General features: G+C 33.3%; 23 protein-coding genes. 19 read left to right on the forward strand and 4 right to left on the reverse strand.

Annotation, left to right across the window (positions count from 1 at the left end):
* Window positions 1–56: 56 nt before the first annotated feature.
* The 7 genes from BLP68_RS17870 to BLP68_RS17900 all read left to right on the forward strand — a co-directional run bounded on the left by BLP68_RS17870 (window position 57) and on the right by BLP68_RS17900 (window position 5,568).
* Window positions 57–599 (forward strand): GNAT family N-acetyltransferase, encoded by a 543-nt coding sequence (locus tag BLP68_RS17870; protein WP_091546560.1) that lies wholly within the window; start codon window positions 57–59, stop codon window positions 597–599.
* Between the two features lie 195 nt (window positions 600–794).
* Window positions 795–1,916, forward strand: coding sequence for a gluzincin family metallopeptidase (locus tag BLP68_RS17875; RefSeq protein WP_143003121.1), 1,122 nt, complete (start codon window positions 795–797; stop codon window positions 1,914–1,916).
* A gap of 258 nt (window positions 1,917–2,174) precedes the next feature.
* A complete protein-coding gene (locus tag BLP68_RS17880; RefSeq protein ID WP_091546565.1) occupies window positions 2,175–2,651 on the forward strand; it encodes a helix-turn-helix domain-containing protein in 477 nt (158 codons plus the stop codon).
* Between the two features lie 48 nt (window positions 2,652–2,699).
* Complete coding sequence (locus BLP68_RS17885) at window positions 2,700–3,380, forward strand: formylglycine-generating enzyme family protein (protein ID WP_091546569.1); 681 nt, start codon at window positions 2,700–2,702, stop codon at window positions 3,378–3,380.
* Window positions 3,381–3,413: 33 nt separating this feature from the next.
* Entirely contained in the window at window positions 3,414–3,779 is a 366-nt protein-coding gene (locus BLP68_RS17890; protein ID WP_091546570.1) for a DUF4180 domain-containing protein, read from the forward strand.
* Between the two features lie 238 nt (window positions 3,780–4,017).
* Complete coding sequence (locus tag BLP68_RS17895; protein WP_176759098.1) at window positions 4,018–4,992, forward strand: alpha/beta fold hydrolase; 975 nt, start codon at window positions 4,018–4,020, stop codon at window positions 4,990–4,992.
* Between the two features lie 9 nt (window positions 4,993–5,001).
* Complete coding sequence (locus BLP68_RS17900) at window positions 5,002–5,568, forward strand: TetR/AcrR family transcriptional regulator (RefSeq protein ID WP_091546577.1); 567 nt, start codon at window positions 5,002–5,004, stop codon at window positions 5,566–5,568.
* 218 nt (window positions 5,569–5,786) lie between these two features.
* Here BLP68_RS17900 and BLP68_RS17905 read toward each other — a convergent pair whose 3' ends face one another.
* Entirely contained in the window at window positions 5,787–6,098 is a 312-nt protein-coding gene (locus tag BLP68_RS17905) for a hypothetical protein (protein ID WP_091546579.1), read from the reverse strand.
* A gap of 485 nt (window positions 6,099–6,583) precedes the next feature.
* Here BLP68_RS17905 and BLP68_RS17910 point away from each other — a divergent pair, with 485 nt between their 5' ends.
* The 11 genes from BLP68_RS17910 (at window position 6,584) to BLP68_RS17960 (ending at window position 17,641) form a co-directional block, all read left to right on the forward strand.
* Entirely contained in the window at window positions 6,584–7,339 is a 756-nt protein-coding gene (locus tag BLP68_RS17910; RefSeq protein ID WP_091546582.1) for a MerR family transcriptional regulator, read from the forward strand.
* 73 nt (window positions 7,340–7,412) lie between these two features.
* Window positions 7,413–8,174 carry a dihydrofolate reductase family protein gene (locus BLP68_RS17915; protein ID WP_091546584.1) on the forward strand — a complete coding sequence of 254 codons (762 nt, stop codon included), beginning with the start codon at window positions 7,413–7,415 and terminating at the stop codon, window positions 8,172–8,174.
* 314 nt (window positions 8,175–8,488) lie between these two features.
* A complete protein-coding gene (locus BLP68_RS17920) occupies window positions 8,489–9,223 on the forward strand; it encodes a GntR family transcriptional regulator (RefSeq protein WP_091546587.1) in 735 nt (244 codons plus the stop codon).
* A 405-nt stretch (window positions 9,224–9,628) separates the two neighbouring features.
* Complete coding sequence (locus BLP68_RS17925) at window positions 9,629–10,951, forward strand: ABC transporter substrate-binding protein (protein ID WP_176759099.1); 1,323 nt, start codon at window positions 9,629–9,631, stop codon at window positions 10,949–10,951.
* A gap of 45 nt (window positions 10,952–10,996) precedes the next feature.
* Window positions 10,997–11,881: a carbohydrate ABC transporter permease gene (locus BLP68_RS17930; RefSeq protein ID WP_091546592.1), complete on the forward strand. Its 885-nt coding sequence runs from the start codon at window positions 10,997–10,999 to the stop codon at window positions 11,879–11,881.
* Between the two features lie 13 nt (window positions 11,882–11,894).
* A complete protein-coding gene (locus BLP68_RS17935; RefSeq protein ID WP_207647940.1) occupies window positions 11,895–12,731 on the forward strand; it encodes a carbohydrate ABC transporter permease in 837 nt (278 codons plus the stop codon).
* A 107-nt stretch (window positions 12,732–12,838) separates the two neighbouring features.
* A complete protein-coding gene (locus tag BLP68_RS17940) occupies window positions 12,839–14,056 on the forward strand; it encodes a M20 metallopeptidase family protein (protein ID WP_091546595.1) in 1,218 nt (405 codons plus the stop codon).
* The gene (gene frlD, locus BLP68_RS17945) at window positions 14,053–14,835 is read left to right on the forward strand and encodes a fructoselysine 6-kinase (protein WP_207647941.1); all 783 of its coding nucleotides are present in this window, start codon (window positions 14,053–14,055) and stop codon (window positions 14,833–14,835) included. The genes BLP68_RS17940 and frlD overlap by 4 nt, the downstream gene beginning before the upstream one ends.
* 39 nt (window positions 14,836–14,874) lie before the next feature.
* Window positions 14,875–15,897 (forward strand): SIS domain-containing protein, encoded by a 1,023-nt coding sequence (locus BLP68_RS17950; RefSeq protein WP_091546597.1) that lies wholly within the window; start codon window positions 14,875–14,877, stop codon window positions 15,895–15,897.
* Between the two features lie 252 nt (window positions 15,898–16,149).
* Window positions 16,150–17,121 carry a helix-turn-helix transcriptional regulator gene (locus BLP68_RS17955; protein ID WP_091546599.1) on the forward strand — a complete coding sequence of 324 codons (972 nt, stop codon included), beginning with the start codon at window positions 16,150–16,152 and terminating at the stop codon, window positions 17,119–17,121.
* Between the two features lie 70 nt (window positions 17,122–17,191).
* Window positions 17,192–17,641, forward strand: coding sequence for a GyrI-like domain-containing protein (locus tag BLP68_RS17960; RefSeq protein ID WP_091546602.1), 450 nt, complete (start codon window positions 17,192–17,194; stop codon window positions 17,639–17,641).
* Between the two features lie 44 nt (window positions 17,642–17,685).
* On the opposite strand, the gene BLP68_RS17965 is transcribed toward BLP68_RS17960, so the two are convergent.
* From BLP68_RS17965 to BLP68_RS17975, 3 genes are read right to left on the reverse strand one after another with little or no spacing between them, the layout of a single operon-like run.
* Window positions 17,686–18,162, reverse strand: coding sequence for a DMT family transporter (locus tag BLP68_RS17965; RefSeq protein ID WP_091546605.1), 477 nt, complete (start codon window positions 18,160–18,162; stop codon window positions 17,686–17,688).
* 10 nt (window positions 18,163–18,172) lie between these two features.
* On the reverse strand, window positions 18,173–18,622 hold the full coding sequence (locus BLP68_RS17970; protein ID WP_091546607.1) for a DMT family transporter: 450 nt from the start codon (window positions 18,620–18,622) through the stop codon (window positions 18,173–18,175).
* Complete coding sequence (locus tag BLP68_RS17975; protein ID WP_176759100.1) at window positions 18,615–19,310, reverse strand: Crp/Fnr family transcriptional regulator; 696 nt, start codon at window positions 19,308–19,310, stop codon at window positions 18,615–18,617. The genes BLP68_RS17970 and BLP68_RS17975 overlap by 8 nt, the downstream gene beginning before the upstream one ends.
* Before the next feature lie 220 nt (window positions 19,311–19,530).
* Here BLP68_RS17975 and chrA point away from each other — a divergent pair, with 220 nt between their 5' ends.
* On the forward strand, window positions 19,531–20,625 hold the full coding sequence (gene chrA / locus BLP68_RS17980; protein WP_091546611.1) for a chromate efflux transporter: 1,095 nt from the start codon (window positions 19,531–19,533) through the stop codon (window positions 20,623–20,625).
* Window positions 20,626–20,699: the final 74 nt, after the last annotated feature.

Genomic DNA, 20,699 nt, shown 5'->3' on the forward strand with positions numbered 1-20,699 from the left:
CTGCTATTCTATTAACATAGTTGAAGTAAAACTTAAGAAATCGAGGGGGAAACAAAATGAATAAAAGTATGTTTCACGAATTGCAGGGCAAAGACATATATTTTAAGCAGCTTTCAACAAAGGATACTAAAGAGGTACATAGCTATGCTTCAAATGAGGATGTTTCTAGATTTATTGGCTGGCAATTAAAACAAACAATAAATGACACCCAAGCATATATTGAAGAGATGCTGAGACGTGAAGAAGCGGATACACATTTATATGCCTCTATTGTTCATAAAGAATCTGATATAGTAATTGGCACAGCTATGATTTTTAATTTTGATCATGGAGCAAAACATGCTGAGGTTGGCTATGTTTTTCATAATGACTATTGGGGTAAGGGTTATGGTACTGAAGCAGTTACATTAATGACAAATTTCTCATTCGATATCCTGAATCTTAGAAAGCTACATGCCCGTGTAATATCAGGGAATCCAGGCTCTGTTGGAGTACTGGAAAAAAACGGTTTTGTGATGGAGGGCAGATTGAAGGACTTTTATTACATAGAGGGAGTGTATTACGATAATTTAATATTTTCCAAGTTTTTCAAAAAATGAATTAATTGCGTTGTTTTCCAATAGTTTTATCATATATCCATTCCTAAAAAATAGTTATATATAAAAAAAGTACTACAATGCATTGCAGGAGTATTTAAGATTATAGTGAATAAAATCTATAATAATTTTAATTACAATGCACAGTATAGTTTAGCGCAAGTACTTTTAAATATTTTACTAGGAAGGGATGATATTTTGAAAAGACGACTGAAATTGCTAACTCTTATAATTTTATCAGTTCTAATCTTAACTTCATGTAGTTCTCGACCGAATTATGAAAGACAGATTACAAAGGTTATCAATACAAAACAGCAGGCTATTAAGGACAACAATGAAGAAAAATATATTACAACGCTGAATACCAATAATGAAGTATATTACTATGAACAGATGATGTGGATTAAGGACGTTATAGAGAATGATATAGAAGACTACTTATTAAAAATTGAAGATATAAGCTTGATAGATGATGAAACCGCAATTGTAAAACTATTACAAACATATAATCATAATGGTACTAGCTATGAACTCCAGTATAATGCATTGTTTTATAAAACAGATGATGGGTGGAAGGATTCTGACCTTAATTTTAAAATAATGGAAACGGAAAATTTTATTGTAAAGTATTTAAATGCCGATGAAAAAAGAGTCCAGAGATTAGCAAAAAATGCTGAGGATGCCTATACAAAAATAACTGAAATATATGGAGAAGAACCTGATTCAATAACAGAAATAAAACTATTCGATGATAGGGAGTCTCTAAGACAATTTGCCGCTCCATCCTTGGCCTGGCAGATAGGTGGATGGTATGACTATCCTTCATCTATTCGATTGTATTTCGGAGAGGTTGCCACAAGACCCTATCAGCATATTCTAGAGCATGAATTGGTCCATAGAATAACAGTGGAAATTAGTAAAAGGAATATTTGTAGTTGGTTTGCCGAAGGCCTGGCTGTATATTATGCAGATTTCAGCAATTCCGGTGATCCCATTGAAAGCGGCTTCTTTGATAGAAATTCTCTTGCCGTATCCATTACAAAATTAGAGGAAACAAATCTCTATGAGGCTACTGATCAGTTTATAATAAGCCAGTTTTATTATGCCTCTGGTATGATAGTTAAATTTATGGTTGAGGAGTATGGTCATGATAAGGTGAAAGAGATAGTAGCAGGCTTAGGAGAATACCCCTATAATAATAATTCTGAAGTTGCAGGTGAAAAGGAGAGTCAAGAAAAACTTCACCAGGTTATATACAAAGTTTTAGGCAAAGAAATGGATGAATTAAATAGTGAATGGCTTGAATGGATAAGGGGTTAAAGGTTGAAGATAGAGAAGTAACCGATGAAATGATTAAGGAATCCTTCAAAGACATAATCGATTCAGAAGATTAAAACCATATAAAAAACCTAAATAGTGAAGTGCACCCCAATGTGGAGGTGCATTTTTTTATAGAAAGGCACAATAAAGTTAAACAAAATACAATGAAGTTAAACAAAATACAATAAAAATATTGACGGTTTAGCAAAAATTCAATATAATTTGGTTATAGAGTAATAAAGAAAGGATGAAAATGTAATGGAGCATAAATTTTATACTATAGATCAAATAGCGGCACTGTTGGGAATGCATCATAAAACTATAAGAAAATTCATAACGGAAGGTAAGCTTGGAGCAAGCAAAGTTGGAAAACAATGGAGAATTTCAGGACATGATTTAAGTGTCTTTATGGAAAAAAACAATGATAATATTTGCAATGAAGAGATAGAAGAAGAATTAAATATTGATTACTCTACTGTAGGCAATGAGAAAGAAACAATACAACGACGGGTAAATGTTTCAACTGTGATAGACATTAATGAAATCGAAAAAGACCAGTATATGAGAGTATCAAATACACTTATTGCTGTAGCCAATTGCAAAGACCCCGAGATAAGTAAATCAACAATAAATGTAAAATTTGATGAGAAGGATAAAAGAGTAAGAGTGATTCTATGGGGGAGTATAGAATTTATAGAAAATATGCTAAGTACAATTTCAATGATAGTAGATTAAGAAGACAGAGGTTTATAGTACCTGTATAAATTAGGAGGTAGCTAAAGAGTGTCTAATATAATAAAAAGCCGTGTCGATGATATTTTGATTAAAATTTCAGCCGGTGAGATAGTATTAAGGGACGATAGAATAAAGCATAAATGGAAGGTGGAAATAAAACCTTTTTTTCTTGCTAAATATCCTGTAACACAGGATTTGTATTTTGCCATTACACAAAAAGCACCTTTTTCTTTCAAAGGAAATCGAAACCCAGTTGAGAACATTTCATGGAAGGAAGCAATTGTTTTCTGTAACTTGCTTTCGCAGAAAGCAGGATTAAAGGAATACTATGCTATAGGTAGTAATGGTGAAGATGTCATCTGTGATTTGGAATCTGACGGCTATCGTCTCCCTACGGAAGCAGAGTGGGAGTATGCTTGTCGAGCTGGTACATTAGGAGTTAGATACGGAGATATTGATAATATTGCTTGGTATAAAGAAAACTCAGGTGGCAAAACCCATGAAGTAGGGAAAAAGGAACCAAATGCATGGGGGCTATATGACATGTTAGGAAATGTCTGGGAGTGGTGTTGGGATGTATATGATCAGCAGGTATACGGATCCTATAGAGTGTTTCGCGGGGGAGGTTGGTGTGATCCTGCTAGGGGTTGTCTAGCTACGAATCGTAGGCGGAGTCACCCAACTTTCGCCATCGACGACCTTGGATTTCGACTTGCTAAGTCTATTTAAATTATAGTGTTAGTTATGTATTGGAGGGCAGTTATGGAAATAACAACCATTAAAGAAAATGATATAGAGATTGCTGTAATAAATAGTAAAGATATACTTATAACTGATGTTCAATCGGCATTAGATGTTATGGCGACAATATACTATGAAGTAGGATGTGATCGAGTAATTTTAAATGAATCAGCCATATGTAAGGACTTTTTCAATTTAAGGACAGGAATTGCAGGGGAAATTTTACAGAAGTTTGTCAGTTATAAGATGAAAATTGCAATAGTCGGAGATTTTTCTGCCTATTCGAGTAAGAGCTTGAAGGATTTCATATATGAGAGTAATAAAGGAAATGATATATTATTCGTATCGAATGTAAAACAAGCCATGGAGAAATTGTCCATTGGATAAAGTAGGCTAGTATAGCTTTGAGATTGCTTATTTTTGAAAATACTGCTAATGGATAGCTAGTCAAAAAAACGATTAACTAGTCAAAGTCCTTTTGAAGAACGAGTTTTAGAATGTATTGAACAATTGATTATACTGTAGTATTTTCAATGGATTCGATTTGAACTTACATTGATTGATTTTGTTCATTTTCCAAGTTATACTTATAACAATTGAACACGTTCAAGGGAGGAAAATGAAAATGAATACAATAAATAAGAGTACCATAAAAAAAATAGCAGTGGTCATGGTTTTTCTATTAATAAGTATAGCTGTTCTTTTTCTTGGGATTCAGTATAAACGATTTTCAAAAGTGAAATTGGATCAGATTGAGAAAGTTAACTCAAAAAGTGTCGTAGTTGAAACCGATCAGGGAATTATTGAATATTCAATCTCTGGTAAAGGAGATCCTGTTTTAATGATACATGGGGCTGGAGGTGGATATGACCAAGGTTTGCTGCTGGCAGACAGATTACTGCCAAAGGATTGCATGGTAATTGCAGTGTCTAGATTCGGATATCTAAACACCCCATTGCCAGAAGATCCTACCCCGGATAATCAAGCGGCTCTGTATAGGGGTTTACTCGATAAATTGGGAATAAACGAAGTTCATGTGGTAGCTGTATCTGATGGGGGGCCATCTGGCTTGAAATTCAGCATAAAGTATCCTGAACGTGTGAAATCACTTACCATGATGTGTGCAAAAAGTAAAACCCCACCAAAGTTAACAACTGTTCAGTCAGTAGTTTTTGGAAGGATATTTGATAATGATTTTCTTTTCTGGATGATTACAGAGTATATCCAATCAGATCTGTTGAATGTATTGGGGGTATCTAAAGAAGTTCAAGAAAAAATGACCGTAGATGAAATAGAGATGGCTAGAGAGTTTTTTGAAATTATGAATCCTATTTCCTTGAGAAAAAAAGGGATTTTCAATGCAAATGTTCAATTTATAGAATTGTCACCTGAAGATTATCCAATTTGGGAGATAAAAGCTCCAACATTGGTGGTCCATGCTGAAGATGATACACTACAGCCCTTTTATTATGCTGAATACACCCATGAAAAGATTCCAAATTCTATTTTGCTCTCTTTTAAAGAAGGTGGACATATGTTTTTTAGCCATCATGATGAAATTTCCGAAGCTATAAAGCGTTTTTTTAGCAACGGGTTTTAAGGAGGTTATATGTCAGAAATAAAAGAACAATTAATTAGATCGGTCATAGCCCTGCTTGATGACGGGTTTGAAATTGAAGAGTTAACTATTAGACAGATTGCATACGAAGCACATATATCTACTGGTTTGATTAATTATCATTTTGGTAGTAAATGGAACTTGATTGTGGCAGCCATTTCTTCAATAGTCGATGACGCTGCTACTGAAGCTTTTCAGACATTGTCAAATCTTAACGACTCTCCAAAGCAGCAACTGAGGACATTTTTGAAGGCTATGGCTATGGTGGTATGTAAGTACCAAAAGTATACAAGTGTACTTATTAGAGATGAGATGCTTAGTAATCGTTTCAGTACACCAAAAACAATTGTGGGTCTGTTAAAAGAAATAAAGCCAGATTTATTAGAAAAAGAGATCAAATATCTTGCTATTCAAGTGGTTGCACCAATTCAATATGTCTTTTTGAAAGAAGGTGGATTAAGAAACTACTTGGGCGAGGAAAAAGATATTCCTCATACTATTGCATTAGACGATTACGAGGAAATAATGGAGGTTTTTCTAAAGACATTAGGTATCTAACAGTCTAATGCATATTTGTAAGGGATTTCAATATATTTAGCGAGGTTGTTGAAAAAGTCAACAATATCCAGACTGTTCAAAATTATTCAGATTCGAGGCGCAAAAAAAACCAGCCAACGCAGCGTGTAATACGTAAGGGTGCTGGTTTTTTGCAGCAACGAGGAAGATGGATGGTTTTCAACAGTCTGAGGTGTAGTAAAAACTACACCTATTATCATTTATATCGTCGGTATATAGGTTTTTATATCGTATACATGAAAGTCTATGGGTAAATTATCTGCAACGATTTTTCCTTCTAGAGCTTTATTTCCAATTTTAAGCTTAAGAATCTGAAAATCTGTATTAGACAGCATCATACTATCATTCTCATTAAGTGATGTACTTCCAACTATTCCAAACTTCCCTGTTGCTGGGCACTCAACTTTAATTAATCCCTTTTCATCAATACGCATATTTCCAAAAATATTCTCTTTACTAACAGTTTCACCAAAGAATATGCTTCCATCCCTTAATAACAAGTATCCTTTCATTTCAGTATACCTCCTTATATTTGTTAAACTCTACAAATTTGTAATAAGTGTTTATGCACATTTGCGAATAAATATACATTATGATTTATAATTATACCATGGTGATTTTACAATTTCAATAGTGATTTACATAATAATTAAATTATGGGCATAAGACTTTGAATTTTATTTAATTAAATAGTAGATTTTGAATGTTAAAGAACCAAATGAGTTATATGGAAAACAAATTAATTTTATCCATATGGGTCAAGGGGGGCAAGTACATTGTTTCTCTGCAAATATGGTATAATTATGGTGAGGTAATAAAGAAATGTTATTTATATAGATGTCTTCAAATATGGATAATGGAGCTATTTTAGAAAATTAGAAAATATGTTTATTACAGAACTTTTTAGTAACAGCATTTTATAACTGATAACTATTAATTAGTAGTAAGGTGTTTAAGCAATAGATGTAATTAGAGAGACCAGGAGAGGGATGATTGTATGCCTCAATACAAAACAATAGACCTTGCTCGGCAAGGCAACATACACCCTAATACAGTTAGGCTGTATGAAAAAATGGGTTTTCTATCACCAGTACCAAGAGGAGAAAATGGTTATAGGATATATAATGAACGTCACCTTTGTCAAATTAAGATTATTAGGTGTATTTTTGATTATGGTTGGCTGGGGAGAGAAATAAGAGCTGCATCCTTAAAAGTAATTGAATTAGTAGCTACATGGGATTTAGATAATGCAATTGAATTTACTCACCTATACTTGCAGATGATCAATAAGGATTATTTATCAGCAATGGAAACCGCCAATATATTAGAAAAATGGACACACAAAGATGAGATCCATTCAACTGGGAAAATACATACAAGAAAAGAGACCGCTCAACTAATAGGTGTAACGGAAGAAACACTTCGAAACTGGGATAGAAATGGACTTATTAAGGTTCCAAGGGTTGGAAGTAACAATAGTCGTGCATATAGTGTTTCTCAAATAGAACGACTAAGAATAATCTATATGCTTAGGCAAGCAAAATACAGCATTTCGTCAATACTGCAAAGTCTAAATCAATATGATAAGGGAAATATCGAAGAGGTAATTAACTCGTTAAACACGCCCAAATACGAAGAATACCAGTCTTGGGTATGTGTAGGGGATCGGTGGATCAAAGGACTAGAAGATGCAACAAAAGGAGCAGAAGAAATCTTATTTTTAATTCAGGAAGCAAAGGAGAAAAATATATAACCCTCCACTTATACACCACCCTCTATATTATCTAGTATACTTTAATTAAATTAAGGAACTAGGAGGGAGTTAAATGGATAGACCGTATATTGTAGTAATGGTGATGACTTCTGCAGATGGGAGAATCGCCATTAGTTCTAACATCACAATGTGGGAGGAGATGGATGATTCTCGAACACAAACCCTGGGAGGAACTGAAATATGGAAGGAAGTTGAAAACAAAATAAACTTCATATATAATCCCCAAGCTGATATGTTAGGAAGTAATTCCATCGTAAAGGAAGGTGAGCCTCTTAAAGAACTTCCAACCTTTAAAGGAGATAAGAGTTATTTATATCAAGATTTTTTACCAGAAGAGATTGTAAAGAGACCTAATCATAAAGGCTGGCTAGTTGCTGTCGATGGTAGAGGACGTTTAAGGAGTGGCTATAAAGGAGATGAAAGTAGTGGAAAGTATATGCTTCACCTAGTGTCTGCTGGAGCTCCGGCTGAATATCTCAACTTTCTTCAGAAAAATAAAATTCCATATATAATCTCAGGAAAAAAACAAGTTGACCTTAAAGATGCAATGAAAAAATTAAAAAACAAGTTAGATATTAGCTGTCTAGTGACCTCAGCTGGCGGAAAACTAAGCGGAGCCCTTCTAAGAGCTGGAATGGTGGATGAAGTAAATATTGTACTAAAACCACTATTATATGGAGGGTTTGAAACACCTTGTTTATTTGATTCAGAAGATCTAACTGCAGATGAATTACCTACTAAACTTCAATTAATTACCTCAACTATTGAAGCAAATGGACACGTGTGGTTGAGATACAAGGTAATTCATCTTTAGGGAATACTAAGGATATAAGCTACTTGTTTATAATTGTAGATATGGATTCCAAAGAGGATAAAAATATTAGACTAGAATAGTTTAACGTAAAAATCCACCTATTTTATTGGTGGATTTCTTATTGAAAAAAATTATTTGGCTTGATTTGCAGGAGGGGCAAATTGAAATTTTATACATCAAGTACACTTATTTGATGTATATGTGAAAATGTTTTATAATTATATAGTGATTGTAAATATAGGTAATAGCAAACATCTATTATGTTATAAATGTAATAACTATAAGATTCCATTTTTAGAAAGCGCGGTGATATAATGAATAAACACTATCCAGCCCCAATGTATATACAAATAAAAGAACTATTACTTAATAAAATTAAATCCAATATTTATTCATACGAACAACAGCTGCCATCAGAAAGAGAACTAAGTAAGCAGTATAAAGTCAGCAGAATGACTGCTCGTAATGCTATAACTGCTTTGGTAGATGAAGGATGGGCCTTTAGAGAACCAGGGAAAGGGACCTTTGTGGCAAAGCCAAAGATTGAAAGAGATTTAATAAAGTTATCAGGCTTTTCTCAGATGCTAAAGGAAAAAGGTATAGAACCTAGTAATCTACTACTAGCCATTGAGATTAGAGAGGCCAATAGAATTATCGCAACTAAGCTAATGTTGGATATTGGAGAGAAAGTTTATGAAATTATAAGACTTAGATATGGAAATAAGATACCTATTGCATTAGAATATACATATTTGCCTGAAAATAAATTCCCCAACTTAGAAAAATATGATTTTGAAAAAGAATCTCTGTATGAAGTTTTAGAATATCATTATAATTTAAAATTAAAGTATGCTGAGCAAAACCTTAGTCTAGCTAGAGTAAATAGTTATGAAGCCAAAATATTAAATGTTGAATATAAGGAACCAATTCTTTTACTAGAAACCCTTACCTATAATATAGATGACGAACCAATTGAGTTTACCAAGTCTTTAACTAGAGGAGATAATTCTGTGTTTTACACAGAATTGTGGTATCCATCTAATACATAAAATCTATGTATGGATACAGAAATAACATAAATAATAAAAATATTAGTTCTAATTATGGAAAACTTCCTTTTGTGAAAAAATCAGCTATTGATGCTGATTTTTTTTGCTTGTATGCTATTTATGCTCATCTTTGACATTTTGAAATTTAAAAACTATTGATGGTAGCTGAAGACAAATATTATACCACTATACTAATACAAATAAATTATTGAAAAAAATATTCAGTTAAAGAAGGAATATTAGATTTTACATAGAATTAGTAATTAACCATAGTGGTATATACCAGAAACCTTTATAAAAAACATCAAAATATGTTAAGACAAAAGAGGAGCTAGGTGGCTTTGTATGTATTTCTGTGGAGATCCTTCAATAGGATCTTATATAAAATTAAGGAGGGAGAAAGAAATGAAAATGTGTAGAGCAGCATTTACAGTTTGTCTAATCGTATTACTATTAGTAACTTCTTTAGTTGGATGTGGGAGTAAAGAACCTGCACACAATATTGCTGAGGGTCAAGCAGGAACATCTGATAAAGTAGAGATTAAATTCTTGCATTCATGGCCAAGACCAGAAGCAAATGCTTACTTCCAAGAGGTGATAACAGCATTTGAAAAAGATCATCCAAATATAAAAGTGAAAATGGAAGCTGTTGGGGATGAAGCTATAAAAGACAAACTAAGAGTCATGATGGGAACAAACTCACAGCCCGATATTTTCTTTTCGTGGAGTGGAGAATTTGCTAATAACTTTATACAATCCAACAATTCTCTTGATTTGACCGAAGCTTTTGAAAAGGATACCGACTGGAAAAATAGAATCACAAGATCAGCAATAGAACCATTTACCTATGATGGCAAAATATATGGAGTACCATTACGGACAAATGCAAAGTTCTTTGTCTACAATAAGGATATTTTTGAAAAGAATAATTTATCAGAACCAAGAACTTGGGATGAGTTTCTGTATGTATTAGAAGAATTGAAACAAAGTGGGGTAACACCTATTTCATTTGGCAACATTTATCCTTGGGCTGGTTGTCACTATATTACAGGATTAAATCAAAAACTAGTACCTGAAAATATACGTGAAAAGGACTATGACCCTGCAGGAGGAGAATTTAGTCATTATGGATATATAGAAGCCATTGAATATTTGAAGGATTTAGTAGACAAAGGTTATTTTAATAATGGATTTAACTCTATAGAACACAATATGGCAATTGAAATGTTCTATAGTGGAGAAACAGCTATGATGTATTTAGAATTAATTGAGTTTGGAGAAGTTGATAAAGATTTTAAAGGCAATGAATGGGGATTCTTTCCACTACCAGCAATAGAAGACGGGAAAGGAAATCAAAACCATATTACTGGCGCACCAGATGGATTTATGATTTCGTCAAAAACTAAGTATCCTGATGAAGCGATAGCGTTCTTAAAATTTTTAACAAGCCAGGAAATGGGGGAAAAGTTAGTAACCACCTTAGGCTGGCCTAGTGCAGTCATTGGAGCACTTAATGAAAACAATGCAGAGCCATATTTAATTAAAGGAATGAAGGCATTGGAAGAGGCTGATGATATGGCACTTTGGTTAGATACAGATATACATATAAAGATTTCTGATGTATATTTACCAGGGCTACAAGAGGTTCTAAATGGCAGGAAAACACCAGAGGCACTCATGAAAGAGGTTCAAGAAATAGCAAAAAAGGTTAAAGAAGAGATATATTAGAAGAGAGGGGAAACCCCCTCTCTTAATGAAGGGAGTAAGTATTGGATGGGTTTGTACCATAATAAAAAGATTGCTTTTCTCTTTATTTTTCCAGCGTTGCTACTTATGCTAGTATTTATTTACTATCCTATTTTTCAAAATTTTATTTACAGTATGTTTCGATGGAGCGCTTTTTCTTCGGAAAAAATATTTATAGGTATAGATAACTATTTAAGACTATTCAAAGATCCTGTATTTTATATTGCACTAAAAAACAACTTACTCTATGCCTCCTTCTCAATTTTTTTTCAAGTAGGTTTGGGTTTAATTATTGCTGCAATACTTGAAGAGAAATTTTTGCGTAAGTATCAACCTTTTTTCCGTACAGTATTCTTTATACCAGCCATAATTTCCATAACAGTCGCAGGACTATTGTGGCAACTTATCTATAATCCTAATATAGGAATTATAAATGAAGGTCTTAGGGCTATCGGATTAGATAACCTTGCCCATCCTTGGCTAGCAGATGGTAAAACAGCTATTTTTTCTGTCATCGTTATGTCTCAATGGCAATATACTGGATATATTGTACTGTTATTCATAGTAGGAATTCATAAAATACCACAAGAACTATATGAATCTGCTATGATTGACGGGGCAAATAGTATACAAAAATTTTGGACCATTACAGTACCTCAAGTTAAAGAAATGATAATTGTATCAGTTACCATAACTATAATTGGAGGTTTTAAGGTATTTGATGAAGTTTATGTAATGACAGGGGGAGGGCCAGGACGATCTACAGAGGTTCTTTCATCCTTTATGTACCGGTCGGGCTTCAGAAATGACGAAATGGGATATGCAGCTGCAATTGCAACAATTATATTTGTCATTACATTCTTATTGACATTGTTGGAATTAAAAATTTCACATAAAAAAGACGAAGTATAGGGGGGGGATAGAGTTGAATAAAACATCAACAATGTCAAGGATAGCAAGAAGTCTTATTTTCATATGGTTTATTACTTATGCAATTTGTATAATATATCCGCTATTATGGATGGTAATAAGTGGATTCAAAACAAAATCCGAGTTATTTTTGAATACATGGGCATTGCCACAAGAATGGGTTTGGGGAAATTATAAAACTGCATGGGATGTAGGGGTGGGTCGATATTTTTTCAATAGTGTTTTTGTAACATCGATTTCTGTAGCTTTATCCGTAATCATCAGTGCAGGCTGTGCTTTTGCCTTAAGTAGGTTTAGGTTTAAAGGAGAAAAAATTATATTACTTATTGTAATTGGAGGTTTAATGTTATCACCACAGGTAAGTCTAATTTCTCTTTATAAACTCCTACAGAAACTAAATATTTATAATACATACTTAGCATTAATTATACCTTATGTTGCCTTTAGAATACCCTTCACTACTTTTCTAATAAGATCTTATCTTATAGATTTACCACGCGAAGTAGAAGATGCAGCATATATTGACGGATGTAACAGTTGGGGAGTATTTTGGCAGATTATATTGCCCATGAGTAAACCTATTATTTCTACAGCATCCCTTCTGACTGCCATGCAGGTATGGAATGAGTTCATGTTCGCTTTAGTATTTATAGAAGACAGTAAGTATAAAACTATTCCAATAGGACTTATGAGCTTAAGAAGTACATTAAGTACAGATTGGACGGTCTTATTAGCTGGGCTAACGATTTCTGTAATACCAATGATTATACTTTTTATTGTATTCCAAAAACAGTTTGTTAGAGGTCTGACTTCTGGAAGTGTGAAAGGGTAGGTGTTAATAAACTGAATTTTTTAGGGAACTACTGGTATATACCAGTATCGTTAAAAAATGCTCTGTGTCAGCATAGATATAAGTAACCTAAGAGAAAGGAGTATCTGATGGATAGAGAAAAAATATTAGAAAGAGCAGAAGAGTTAAAGGAAGAGCTAATCTCAATAAGGAGAGATATCCACGCATATCCAGAGGTCGGGCTACAGGAGGAAAGAACATCAAAGATAGTAGCACAAAAATTAAGACAACTTGGTTATAAAGTGCAAACAAAGGTCGGTATAACAGGTGTAGTAGGCCTATTGGAGGGAAGATATCCAGGAAAAACTATATTATTAAGGGCAGATATGGACTGTTTGAAAATGATGGAACTTAATCAGCATATATACAAATCAAAACATGATGGACTAATGCATGCATGTGGTCATGATGCACATACAGCATGGCTCATAGGTGCAGCAATGATTTTAGCATCATATAAAGATCAATTGTATGGAAATGTAAAGTTTGTATTTCAACCGGCAGAAGAAACCGATGGTGGAGCCAAAAGAATGATTGCTGATGGAGTTCTGAAAAATCCAGATGTAGATATAGCTTTGGCAGCTCATGTGTGGCCTTCTATTGAATCGGGCAAAATAGGGATTAAAACAGGGACAATGATGGCAGCCCTTAATAATTTTAAAGTTACTGTCTATGGAAAAGGCGGACATGGGGCTGAACCCCATTTTTGTATAGACCCTATCTCAGTTTCTTGTCAAATATATATGGCATTACAGACTATCATAAGTAGAAGAATTAATCCTGTTGAGCCAGCAGTAATTAGCATTGGTGAATTTCATGGAGGGGCAGCCCATAATGTCATACCAGATAAAGTTATAATGGAGGGAACTGTTCGGACAACTACAGAAGAGTCAAGAAAAAAAATACACCAGATGATTGAGACTATTATAAAAGGAATAACAGAAGCCCATGGAGCAAGTTATAGCTTGGAATATAATGAGGATTATTCACCAGTAATTAATGATGAAGAGATTACAAAACTTGTTGAAGAGGTTGGTATAAGTATTTTGGGTGAGAAGAATGTACTAAACATTCAAGAACCAACCATGGGTGGAGAGGATTTTGCATATTTTCAGCAAAAGGTACCTGGTGCTTTCTTTGTAGTTGGAACAAATAATCCTCATAAAGGTATAGATAAACCTTTACATAGCCCTTATTTTGATATTGATGAAGATATATTGCCTATAGCTTCTGCAGTATTTGCTGGATGTGTGCTACAATATCTAAACAAAATGAAAAACAGTTTAAATGAGGGAGTTGAACAATGACTATGAAGGTGGTTGCTGTAGGAGATAATTGTATAGATTTCTATAATATCCTCAATAAAGGGTATCCAGGAGGAAATGCTGTAAATTTTGCTGTGTATATGCAAAAGCTTGGGATAGCTTCTTCTTATGTTGGTGTCGTTGGAAATGATGATAATGGAGATATAATAATTGATTCAATGAAAAATCAGGGTGTAAATATTTCTAGAGTTCATAGAAAGGAAGGCAGAACAGCTATAACACAGGTGGAATTAATTAATAACGATAGAATATTAGGAGAGTATGATGAAGGGGTTTTTAAAGAATTTACTTTAAGTGAAGAAGATATTTCATACATACAAAAGCATGACTTAATTCATTCAGCTATTTGGGGGAAGGTAGATAAATATTTTCATAAGTTTGGTGGCATGATAACTTCCTTTGATTATGCAGATAAGTTAGATTCACAAATAGTTGAGGACTCCTTGCCATTTGTAGACTATGCATTTTTTTCTTATCAGAGGCATGATGAGTACATTAGGGATTACATACAAAAAGTAAAGAGCAAAGGACCTAAAGTTGTTGTTGCAACACTAAATAGAAATGGTAGTATTGCTTATGACGGCAATAAAATGTACTATATCCCAAGTATTCCAACAAAGGTTATAGATACATTAGGAGCAGGAGATTCATTTATAGCTGGATTTATGTATGGAATATTAAAAGATAATAGTATTGAGGAATGTTTAAAAATAGGAACAGAATATGCTTCTAAAACTATAACATATTTCGGTGCATGGTGAAAAAATAGATTGAATACATAACTTAAGGAGGAACAAAAAATGTTAAATGTAGATAAAAACAAAGTGGATTTTTTAGTAACATCAAGTATGGTAGGAGAAGTGGATAAATTCTTAAATGAAAGTAACGAAAATATAATGGAAATTGTTGATGAGATAATTAAGAATGGCATAAAGAAAATATATTTCGTAGGATGCGGTAGTTCAATGGCAGTAGGTAATGCAGGTAAATATCTATTTGATAAATATAGTGAAATGGATACTAATGTATATACTGGATGGGAATTCATAGATAATACACCAAAGTCAGTCAATAAGAAAGCTGCAGTTGTTTTAATCTCCCATTCTGGAAAAACTGAAGAAATCGTAGAGGCTCTTAAAATAGCTAATAAGTTAGAAGCATTGACAATTGGAATTGTAGACAAAAAGGAAGGCAATCCATTAGGGGAACAAGCAAAGATGAGTATAGATTATAATGCCCATGCAATGTGGGAATGTCATTTATTAGCAGTATATTTATTAGCCTGCAATTATATACAAAAAACAGGATGGGAAAGCGAAATAGAATTAATTCTAAATGATATTCCTAAAATTTCAAAAGTACTTGGACATCATATAGATAGCTTTGAACAAAAGGCAATAGAATTAGCCAATAAAGCTAAAAACTGGAAGGGCTTTTATACAATTTCTGCAGGTCCATTAAGGTCACTTGCTTATAAAGAAGGGATCATTACAAACATGGAATTTATGTGGGGGCATGGGTCAGTCATTGAAAGTGGCGAATTCAGGCACGGGCCACTTGAAATAACAGAGGAAGATGTGCCATTTATATTTCTAGTGGGATCTGATGCATCAAGACATACTACAGAAAGAGCATTAGATTTTGTACGAAGGTATAAAGGTGACTGCATTGTCTTTGATTATAAAGATTTTTCTATGGGACTTCATGCCGATTTAGCACCTATGATTATGTTTGTGCCCTTAGAATGGTTTAGTTTTTATTTTGCTTTAGTGAGGGATCATAATCCTGATGATAGAAGGTATTATAATATAGTGAAATACTAGAATAAGATATTTAATAGCAAATTGGTGTAGGATCGTATAATCGAGGAAGATAATTTTATCAATCTTCCTCGATTTTTTCATTATGTTAAAGAATGAAATGCTTTTGTTCTTTGAGTGAAACTACTATGATACTAAGAAATAATTCTTCAATTTACTAATTTAATTCTTTATAATAGTTTTATGAAGTGTTTTTTTCATAGTACTAACAATTACATTATCAGATAAAGTATTATGGGATAGGAGTGTGAACGTATGAGACTTCACAGACTTTTAGGAATTATAATGCTGCTTGATTCACGAGGGGTAATGAAGGCTGGTGCTTTAGCTAAAATACTTGAAATCTCTGAAAGAACCATTTACAGAGATATTGATATATTATGTGAGGCAGGTATTCCTATTATGTCGATTCCAGGTCCTACTGGAGGATACTCCTTCATGGAGGGATATAGAATCAATTCAAATACCCTTGGAAGTGGCGATATTGTTCATCTTTTACTTTCCAGCATGGGTATCAAGCCAGAAAAGAACACTGAAATGGCACAACAATTAACCAATGCTGTTATTAAGCTTGAAAACAGTGTTTCTACAGAGCATAGAGAAGAAATAATTAAGGCTAAGGAAAGATTTTTTATAGACTCAGATCCTTGGTGGGGGAAAAGAATACAGAATCAAAATATAGATATAATTAAAAAATCTGTATTTAACTTGAAAAAGTTAAAAATAGGTTATAAAAAATATTCAGGGGAAGTATCAGAAAGAATTATAAATCCCTATGGTGCAGTGGTGAAAAATTCGGAATGGTATGTTGCAGCCTTGTGCGAAGGGAAAAAAAATATTAGGATTTTCAAGTGTAGTAGAATTGCAAATATCGAAGTCTTGAATGAAGGCTTCAGCATGCCAGAGAGTTTTTGTTTGGAGGAGTTCTGGAGCAATAGCAAACAGCAGTTTGCAAAACAGGCGACCCTTAAGTCTGCTCAAAATGCATATCCTGTAAAAATTGAAATGAATGAAGAAAAGGGACGACTTCTTGATGACTTTCATATTCATTCTTCTATCAATCTAAAAGATAAATGGATATATGATATTGATATGATAAGTTTTGAAACAGCCTGTAATGTAATCTTTCCTTTGAGTGACAGAATTGAGGTTTTGGAGCCAGAAGAACTTAGAGAGTATATAATAAAAAAAATAAAAAAAATATCAAATTTATATAAAGTCCAATAATTCCTGACATAATATTGGCAAGGATTACTTGATATAATACAGATATCAAATGATGAAGGGAGATAATTATATGGAAGGAAAAATAGTAAACATTGAAGGCTTCAAGGGCGTTGGGTTAACTTATTTTGGCAACAATGAAAAGGGAGAAATTCCTAACCTTTGGGAGGCATTCAATAATCGCTACAGAGACATAAAGCAAAAAAGCAAATCTATGCTATTCTACGGTATATGTGATGGTGATATGGATTCTGAGGGAAGATTTCACTATACTGCATGTGCAGAGGTAGATAGTTTTGAGGATGTACCTGAGGGTATGATTACAAAGGTTGTACCTGCAGGAAAATACATAGTGTATACATATGGAGGGTCAATACAAGATTTGGGTCTTTTTTACAATGACATATATGCAAAGTGGATTCCCGCTTCAGGGCATGAAGTAGAATACAGGCCACAGCTAGAATTATACGATGAAAGATTTATGCAGAATGGAGAATTGGACATATATATTCCAATAAAGTAGTAGATTAAGAAGGCTGAAACCACGGGATAAACTCGTGGTTTCTTTTAAATTTTTTCATGTGACAACTGGGAATTGTTCCTTGTCCCACTGCTTTTAGCGCTGTACAAGATAGTGCCAATAACTATCAATACTGCCCCTGCAATAGCTGTGGGCTTTATTTGTAGGTTTAGGATAAAAATATCAATTACTATTGAGCTAATAAATTGACCACAGAGTATTAAAATTGTAGAAGTAACAACCGTGGTTTTAGAAAACGAGTAATTTGACAATATGACAAAGGTTGACCCTATAATGCCTCCAATAAAGGCATAAAGTGGAACGTTATTGTAAAATGAAAGTTTTTGAAAACCGATTATTGTTACTGTAAAGTAAATAATTGAGCTTCCTATTATTCCAGTTAAGTGGTTAACGAGATTTGATCCATAGATACCTATTTTATTGCCCAGCATCATATTTAAAGATTTTATTATAATAAATAAACCACCCATTATAACTGCAAGTATTATTGCTATTAACTCCATAACCTCACCCCTAAACAGATATTAGTATAACGCCAAGTAAAATAATAAAGATGGCACTAACTTTTCTTAATTCAAGCTTAACCTTTTTAAATCCAAAAAAGCCATTTATATCAACAATTACAGATAAAACAAATTGACCTGCCACCATAGCAATAGATGTAAGAAAAACTCCAATTCTCGCCATGCAAAATGCTGAGATTACTAGAATTAACGAGCCGATAAAACCAGCAAAAAATATTTTTTTATCTGACTTGAAAGTGCTTCTCCAATATATAAGTTTATCTTTATCGAAGGCAAGAAAGAAAATAAGGGCTGGAAAAAAACCTACTATATGTACTATAAGACCTGCCAAATACAAATCTGTATATTGAGCCAGTAAACCATTTATCAGTACAATTCCACTATTCATAAATCCCATAAAAAGCAAAAGTATTAAAAGCTTCGAATTACCTTTATTCATATAAATTCTCACCCGCCAATTTCTTTAATTTTTCAAAATCTAGTATTGCTATTCTCTTTTTATCATTTTTAATTATGCCTGCCATCTCTAAATTTTTAATTACCCTGCTTAGATGTCTATAACTACTCCCCAATAGATTAGCCATTTCGCCTAGGTTGTTTGTCTTAATCTCACTAACTCTACTATTATTCTCATCACTGGATATCGATAATAGATAGCTTGCGAATCTATTTTCTAAAGGATAAAGTAGATTAATTGAGCTGGCATTTGACACTGTATATAGCTTAAAGCTTAGGTTCCTAATAATGAAGCGCAAAAAAACCGGGTCATTATATGCATATTCACGTATATACTCAAACTTTATTCCTATAAGAAGGGACTCATCTAAGGAATCTACATAGCACTTTACCAGTTGCTCATTTAATAGCTCTACATCGCCTAAAATACTTAATGGCTTATTAAATCTAAGTAACACTGATTTGCCACTATCGGACATTGTATATACCTTCAATTTACCCTTCACATGTAAATAGAAATATTTCATTTCATCATTGGTCTTACAAATACACTCACCACGTTCAAATTTAAAAAGCTCCATATGTTTATTCATATCAACACTGAAAATCGAATCTATATTGAACTTTTCCTTATAATAATTCAGCAATTCCTTATCATTTATTTTCTTCATATATAACATCACCTCTACTTGTAGTATAGCTTAGAGAGAAGATGAAGAATAGGACATATGTCTAAAAATAAAATAAAAGGTAATATAATTAAAATAATGCGTAAATCGTATAGAAGTAATATTGATAACAAATTAAAACTTCACATCATGTGATTATAAGAGATATTTCAAGGTAAAATAAAAACATATTAGTAAAAATACAAATTGTAGGGAGGTATTTATGAAGGAGATAATTTTATATTTTCTTAAAATAGGATTACTAGGTTTTGGTGGGCCAATGGCCCATATTGCCATGATGGATAATGAGCTTGTGGAGAAAAGAAAGTGGGCAACTAAGGAAGAGTTCTTAGATGGTTTAGCGGTATGTAACATGCTACCAGGACCAGCATCTACCCAATTAGGTATCTATATGGGATTTATTAGGGGAGGGATCAAAGGTGGGATTCTTGCAGGGATAGCATTCATTCTACCAGCATTTCTACTAATTACTTTATTGAGCTACTTATATTTTAATTATGGAGCAATACCACAGGTGAAGGGAATACTGTATGGAGTTAATGCAGTGGTGATAGCTCTTATTGGTTCATCTCTTTACAAAATGAGCAAGAAATCTATAGCTGATATTAAAGGAATACTAATACTTGGGTCAAGCACAATAGCAGTATATCTACTTAATGTAAATCTAGTAATAGTTTTGATAACAGGAGGAATACTGGGAGTTTTCATTTATTATAAATGGCAGAAAGCTAAAAAATATTACATGATGGTTATTCCTTTGTTTTTAGCAGATACAATTGTTATAAAATTATTTGGCTTTTTTCTCAAGGTAGGGTCATTCATTTATGGAGGTGGCTTAGTAATTATACCCTTCATTGAACAGGAAGTGGTGGAGAGATTAGGCTGGATGACTCAACAAGAATTTCTAACAGGGATCTCCTTCGGTCAAATTACACCGGGGCCAGTGGTAATTACTTCAGCTTTTATCGGATATAAGGTGTATGGTCTTTTAGGTGCCTTTATTGCAGCATTTGCCATTTTTCTTCCATCGTTTGCTCTTATTTTGATTGCAGCACCTTATCTAAATAGAGTTAAGAATATAACCTGGATAAAGGCATTTTTAAAGGGGACTAACGCAGCAGTAATTGGAAGTGTTTTAGCTTCTATACTGGCATTAATTCCAAATGCTTTAACAGATATATGGACTATTTTAATAGCTTTAGGTGGATTTGTTGCTTTGTGGAGGTTTAAAGTCAATGCATTATATTGTGTGGGAGCTGCTGGAGCTTTAGGGATAATTATCACTAATCTAATATAATGTTAAGCAGTTGTAGAAGCTGCAAGAAATGGAGTAAATGCACTGGTTATAGATAAAGATGGTTTTCTGGCGGA

It is taken from the genome of Alkaliphilus peptidifermentans DSM 18978 (genome assembly GCF_900101495.1).
In the GTDB taxonomy this organism is placed as follows: domain Bacteria; phylum Bacillota; class Clostridia; order Peptostreptococcales; family Natronincolaceae; genus Alkaliphilus_C; species Alkaliphilus_C peptidifermentans.

Bases quoted from the DNA above. Each gene is read 5' to 3' on its own strand.
- BLP68_RS17870 (WP_091546560.1), top strand. From the start codon at position 57: ATGAATAAAAGTATGTTTCACGAATTGCAGGGCAAAGACATATATTTT.
- BLP68_RS17880 (WP_091546565.1), top strand. From the start codon at position 2,175: ATGGAGCATAAATTTTATACTATAGATCAAATAGCGGCACTGTTGGGA.
- BLP68_RS17890 (WP_091546570.1), top strand. From the start codon at position 3,414: ATGGAAATAACAACCATTAAAGAAAATGATATAGAGATTGCTGTAATA.
- BLP68_RS17895 (WP_176759098.1), top strand. From the start codon at position 4,018: ATGAATACAATAAATAAGAGTACCATAAAAAAAATAGCAGTGGTCATG.
- BLP68_RS17900 (WP_091546577.1), top strand. From the start codon at position 5,002: ATGTCAGAAATAAAAGAACAATTAATTAGATCGGTCATAGCCCTGCTT.
- BLP68_RS17905 (WP_091546579.1), bottom strand. From the start codon at position 6,098: ATGAAAGGATACTTGTTATTAAGGGATGGAAGCATATTCTTTGGTGAA.
- BLP68_RS17910 (WP_091546582.1), top strand. From the start codon at position 6,584: ATGCCTCAATACAAAACAATAGACCTTGCTCGGCAAGGCAACATACAC.
- BLP68_RS17915 (WP_091546584.1), top strand. From the start codon at position 7,413: ATGGATAGACCGTATATTGTAGTAATGGTGATGACTTCTGCAGATGGG.
- BLP68_RS17920 (WP_091546587.1), top strand. From the start codon at position 8,489: ATGAATAAACACTATCCAGCCCCAATGTATATACAAATAAAAGAACTA.
- BLP68_RS17925 (WP_176759099.1), top strand. From the start codon at position 9,629: ATGAAAATGTGTAGAGCAGCATTTACAGTTTGTCTAATCGTATTACTA.
- BLP68_RS17930 (WP_091546592.1), top strand. From the start codon at position 10,997: ATGGGTTTGTACCATAATAAAAAGATTGCTTTTCTCTTTATTTTTCCA.
- BLP68_RS17940 (WP_091546595.1), top strand. From the start codon at position 12,839: ATGGATAGAGAAAAAATATTAGAAAGAGCAGAAGAGTTAAAGGAAGAG.
- frlD (WP_207647941.1), top strand. From the start codon at position 14,053: ATGACTATGAAGGTGGTTGCTGTAGGAGATAATTGTATAGATTTCTAT.
- BLP68_RS17950 (WP_091546597.1), top strand. From the start codon at position 14,875: ATGTTAAATGTAGATAAAAACAAAGTGGATTTTTTAGTAACATCAAGT.
- BLP68_RS17955 (WP_091546599.1), top strand. From the start codon at position 16,150: ATGAGACTTCACAGACTTTTAGGAATTATAATGCTGCTTGATTCACGA.
- BLP68_RS17960 (WP_091546602.1), top strand. From the start codon at position 17,192: ATGGAAGGAAAAATAGTAAACATTGAAGGCTTCAAGGGCGTTGGGTTA.
- BLP68_RS17965 (WP_091546605.1), bottom strand. From the start codon at position 18,162: ATGGAGTTAATAGCAATAATACTTGCAGTTATAATGGGTGGTTTATTT.
- BLP68_RS17970 (WP_091546607.1), bottom strand. From the start codon at position 18,622: ATGAATAAAGGTAATTCGAAGCTTTTAATACTTTTGCTTTTTATGGGA.
- BLP68_RS17975 (WP_176759100.1), bottom strand. From the start codon at position 19,310: ATGAAGAAAATAAATGATAAGGAATTGCTGAATTATTATAAGGAAAAG.
- chrA (WP_091546611.1), top strand. From the start codon at position 19,531: ATGAAGGAGATAATTTTATATTTTCTTAAAATAGGATTACTAGGTTTT.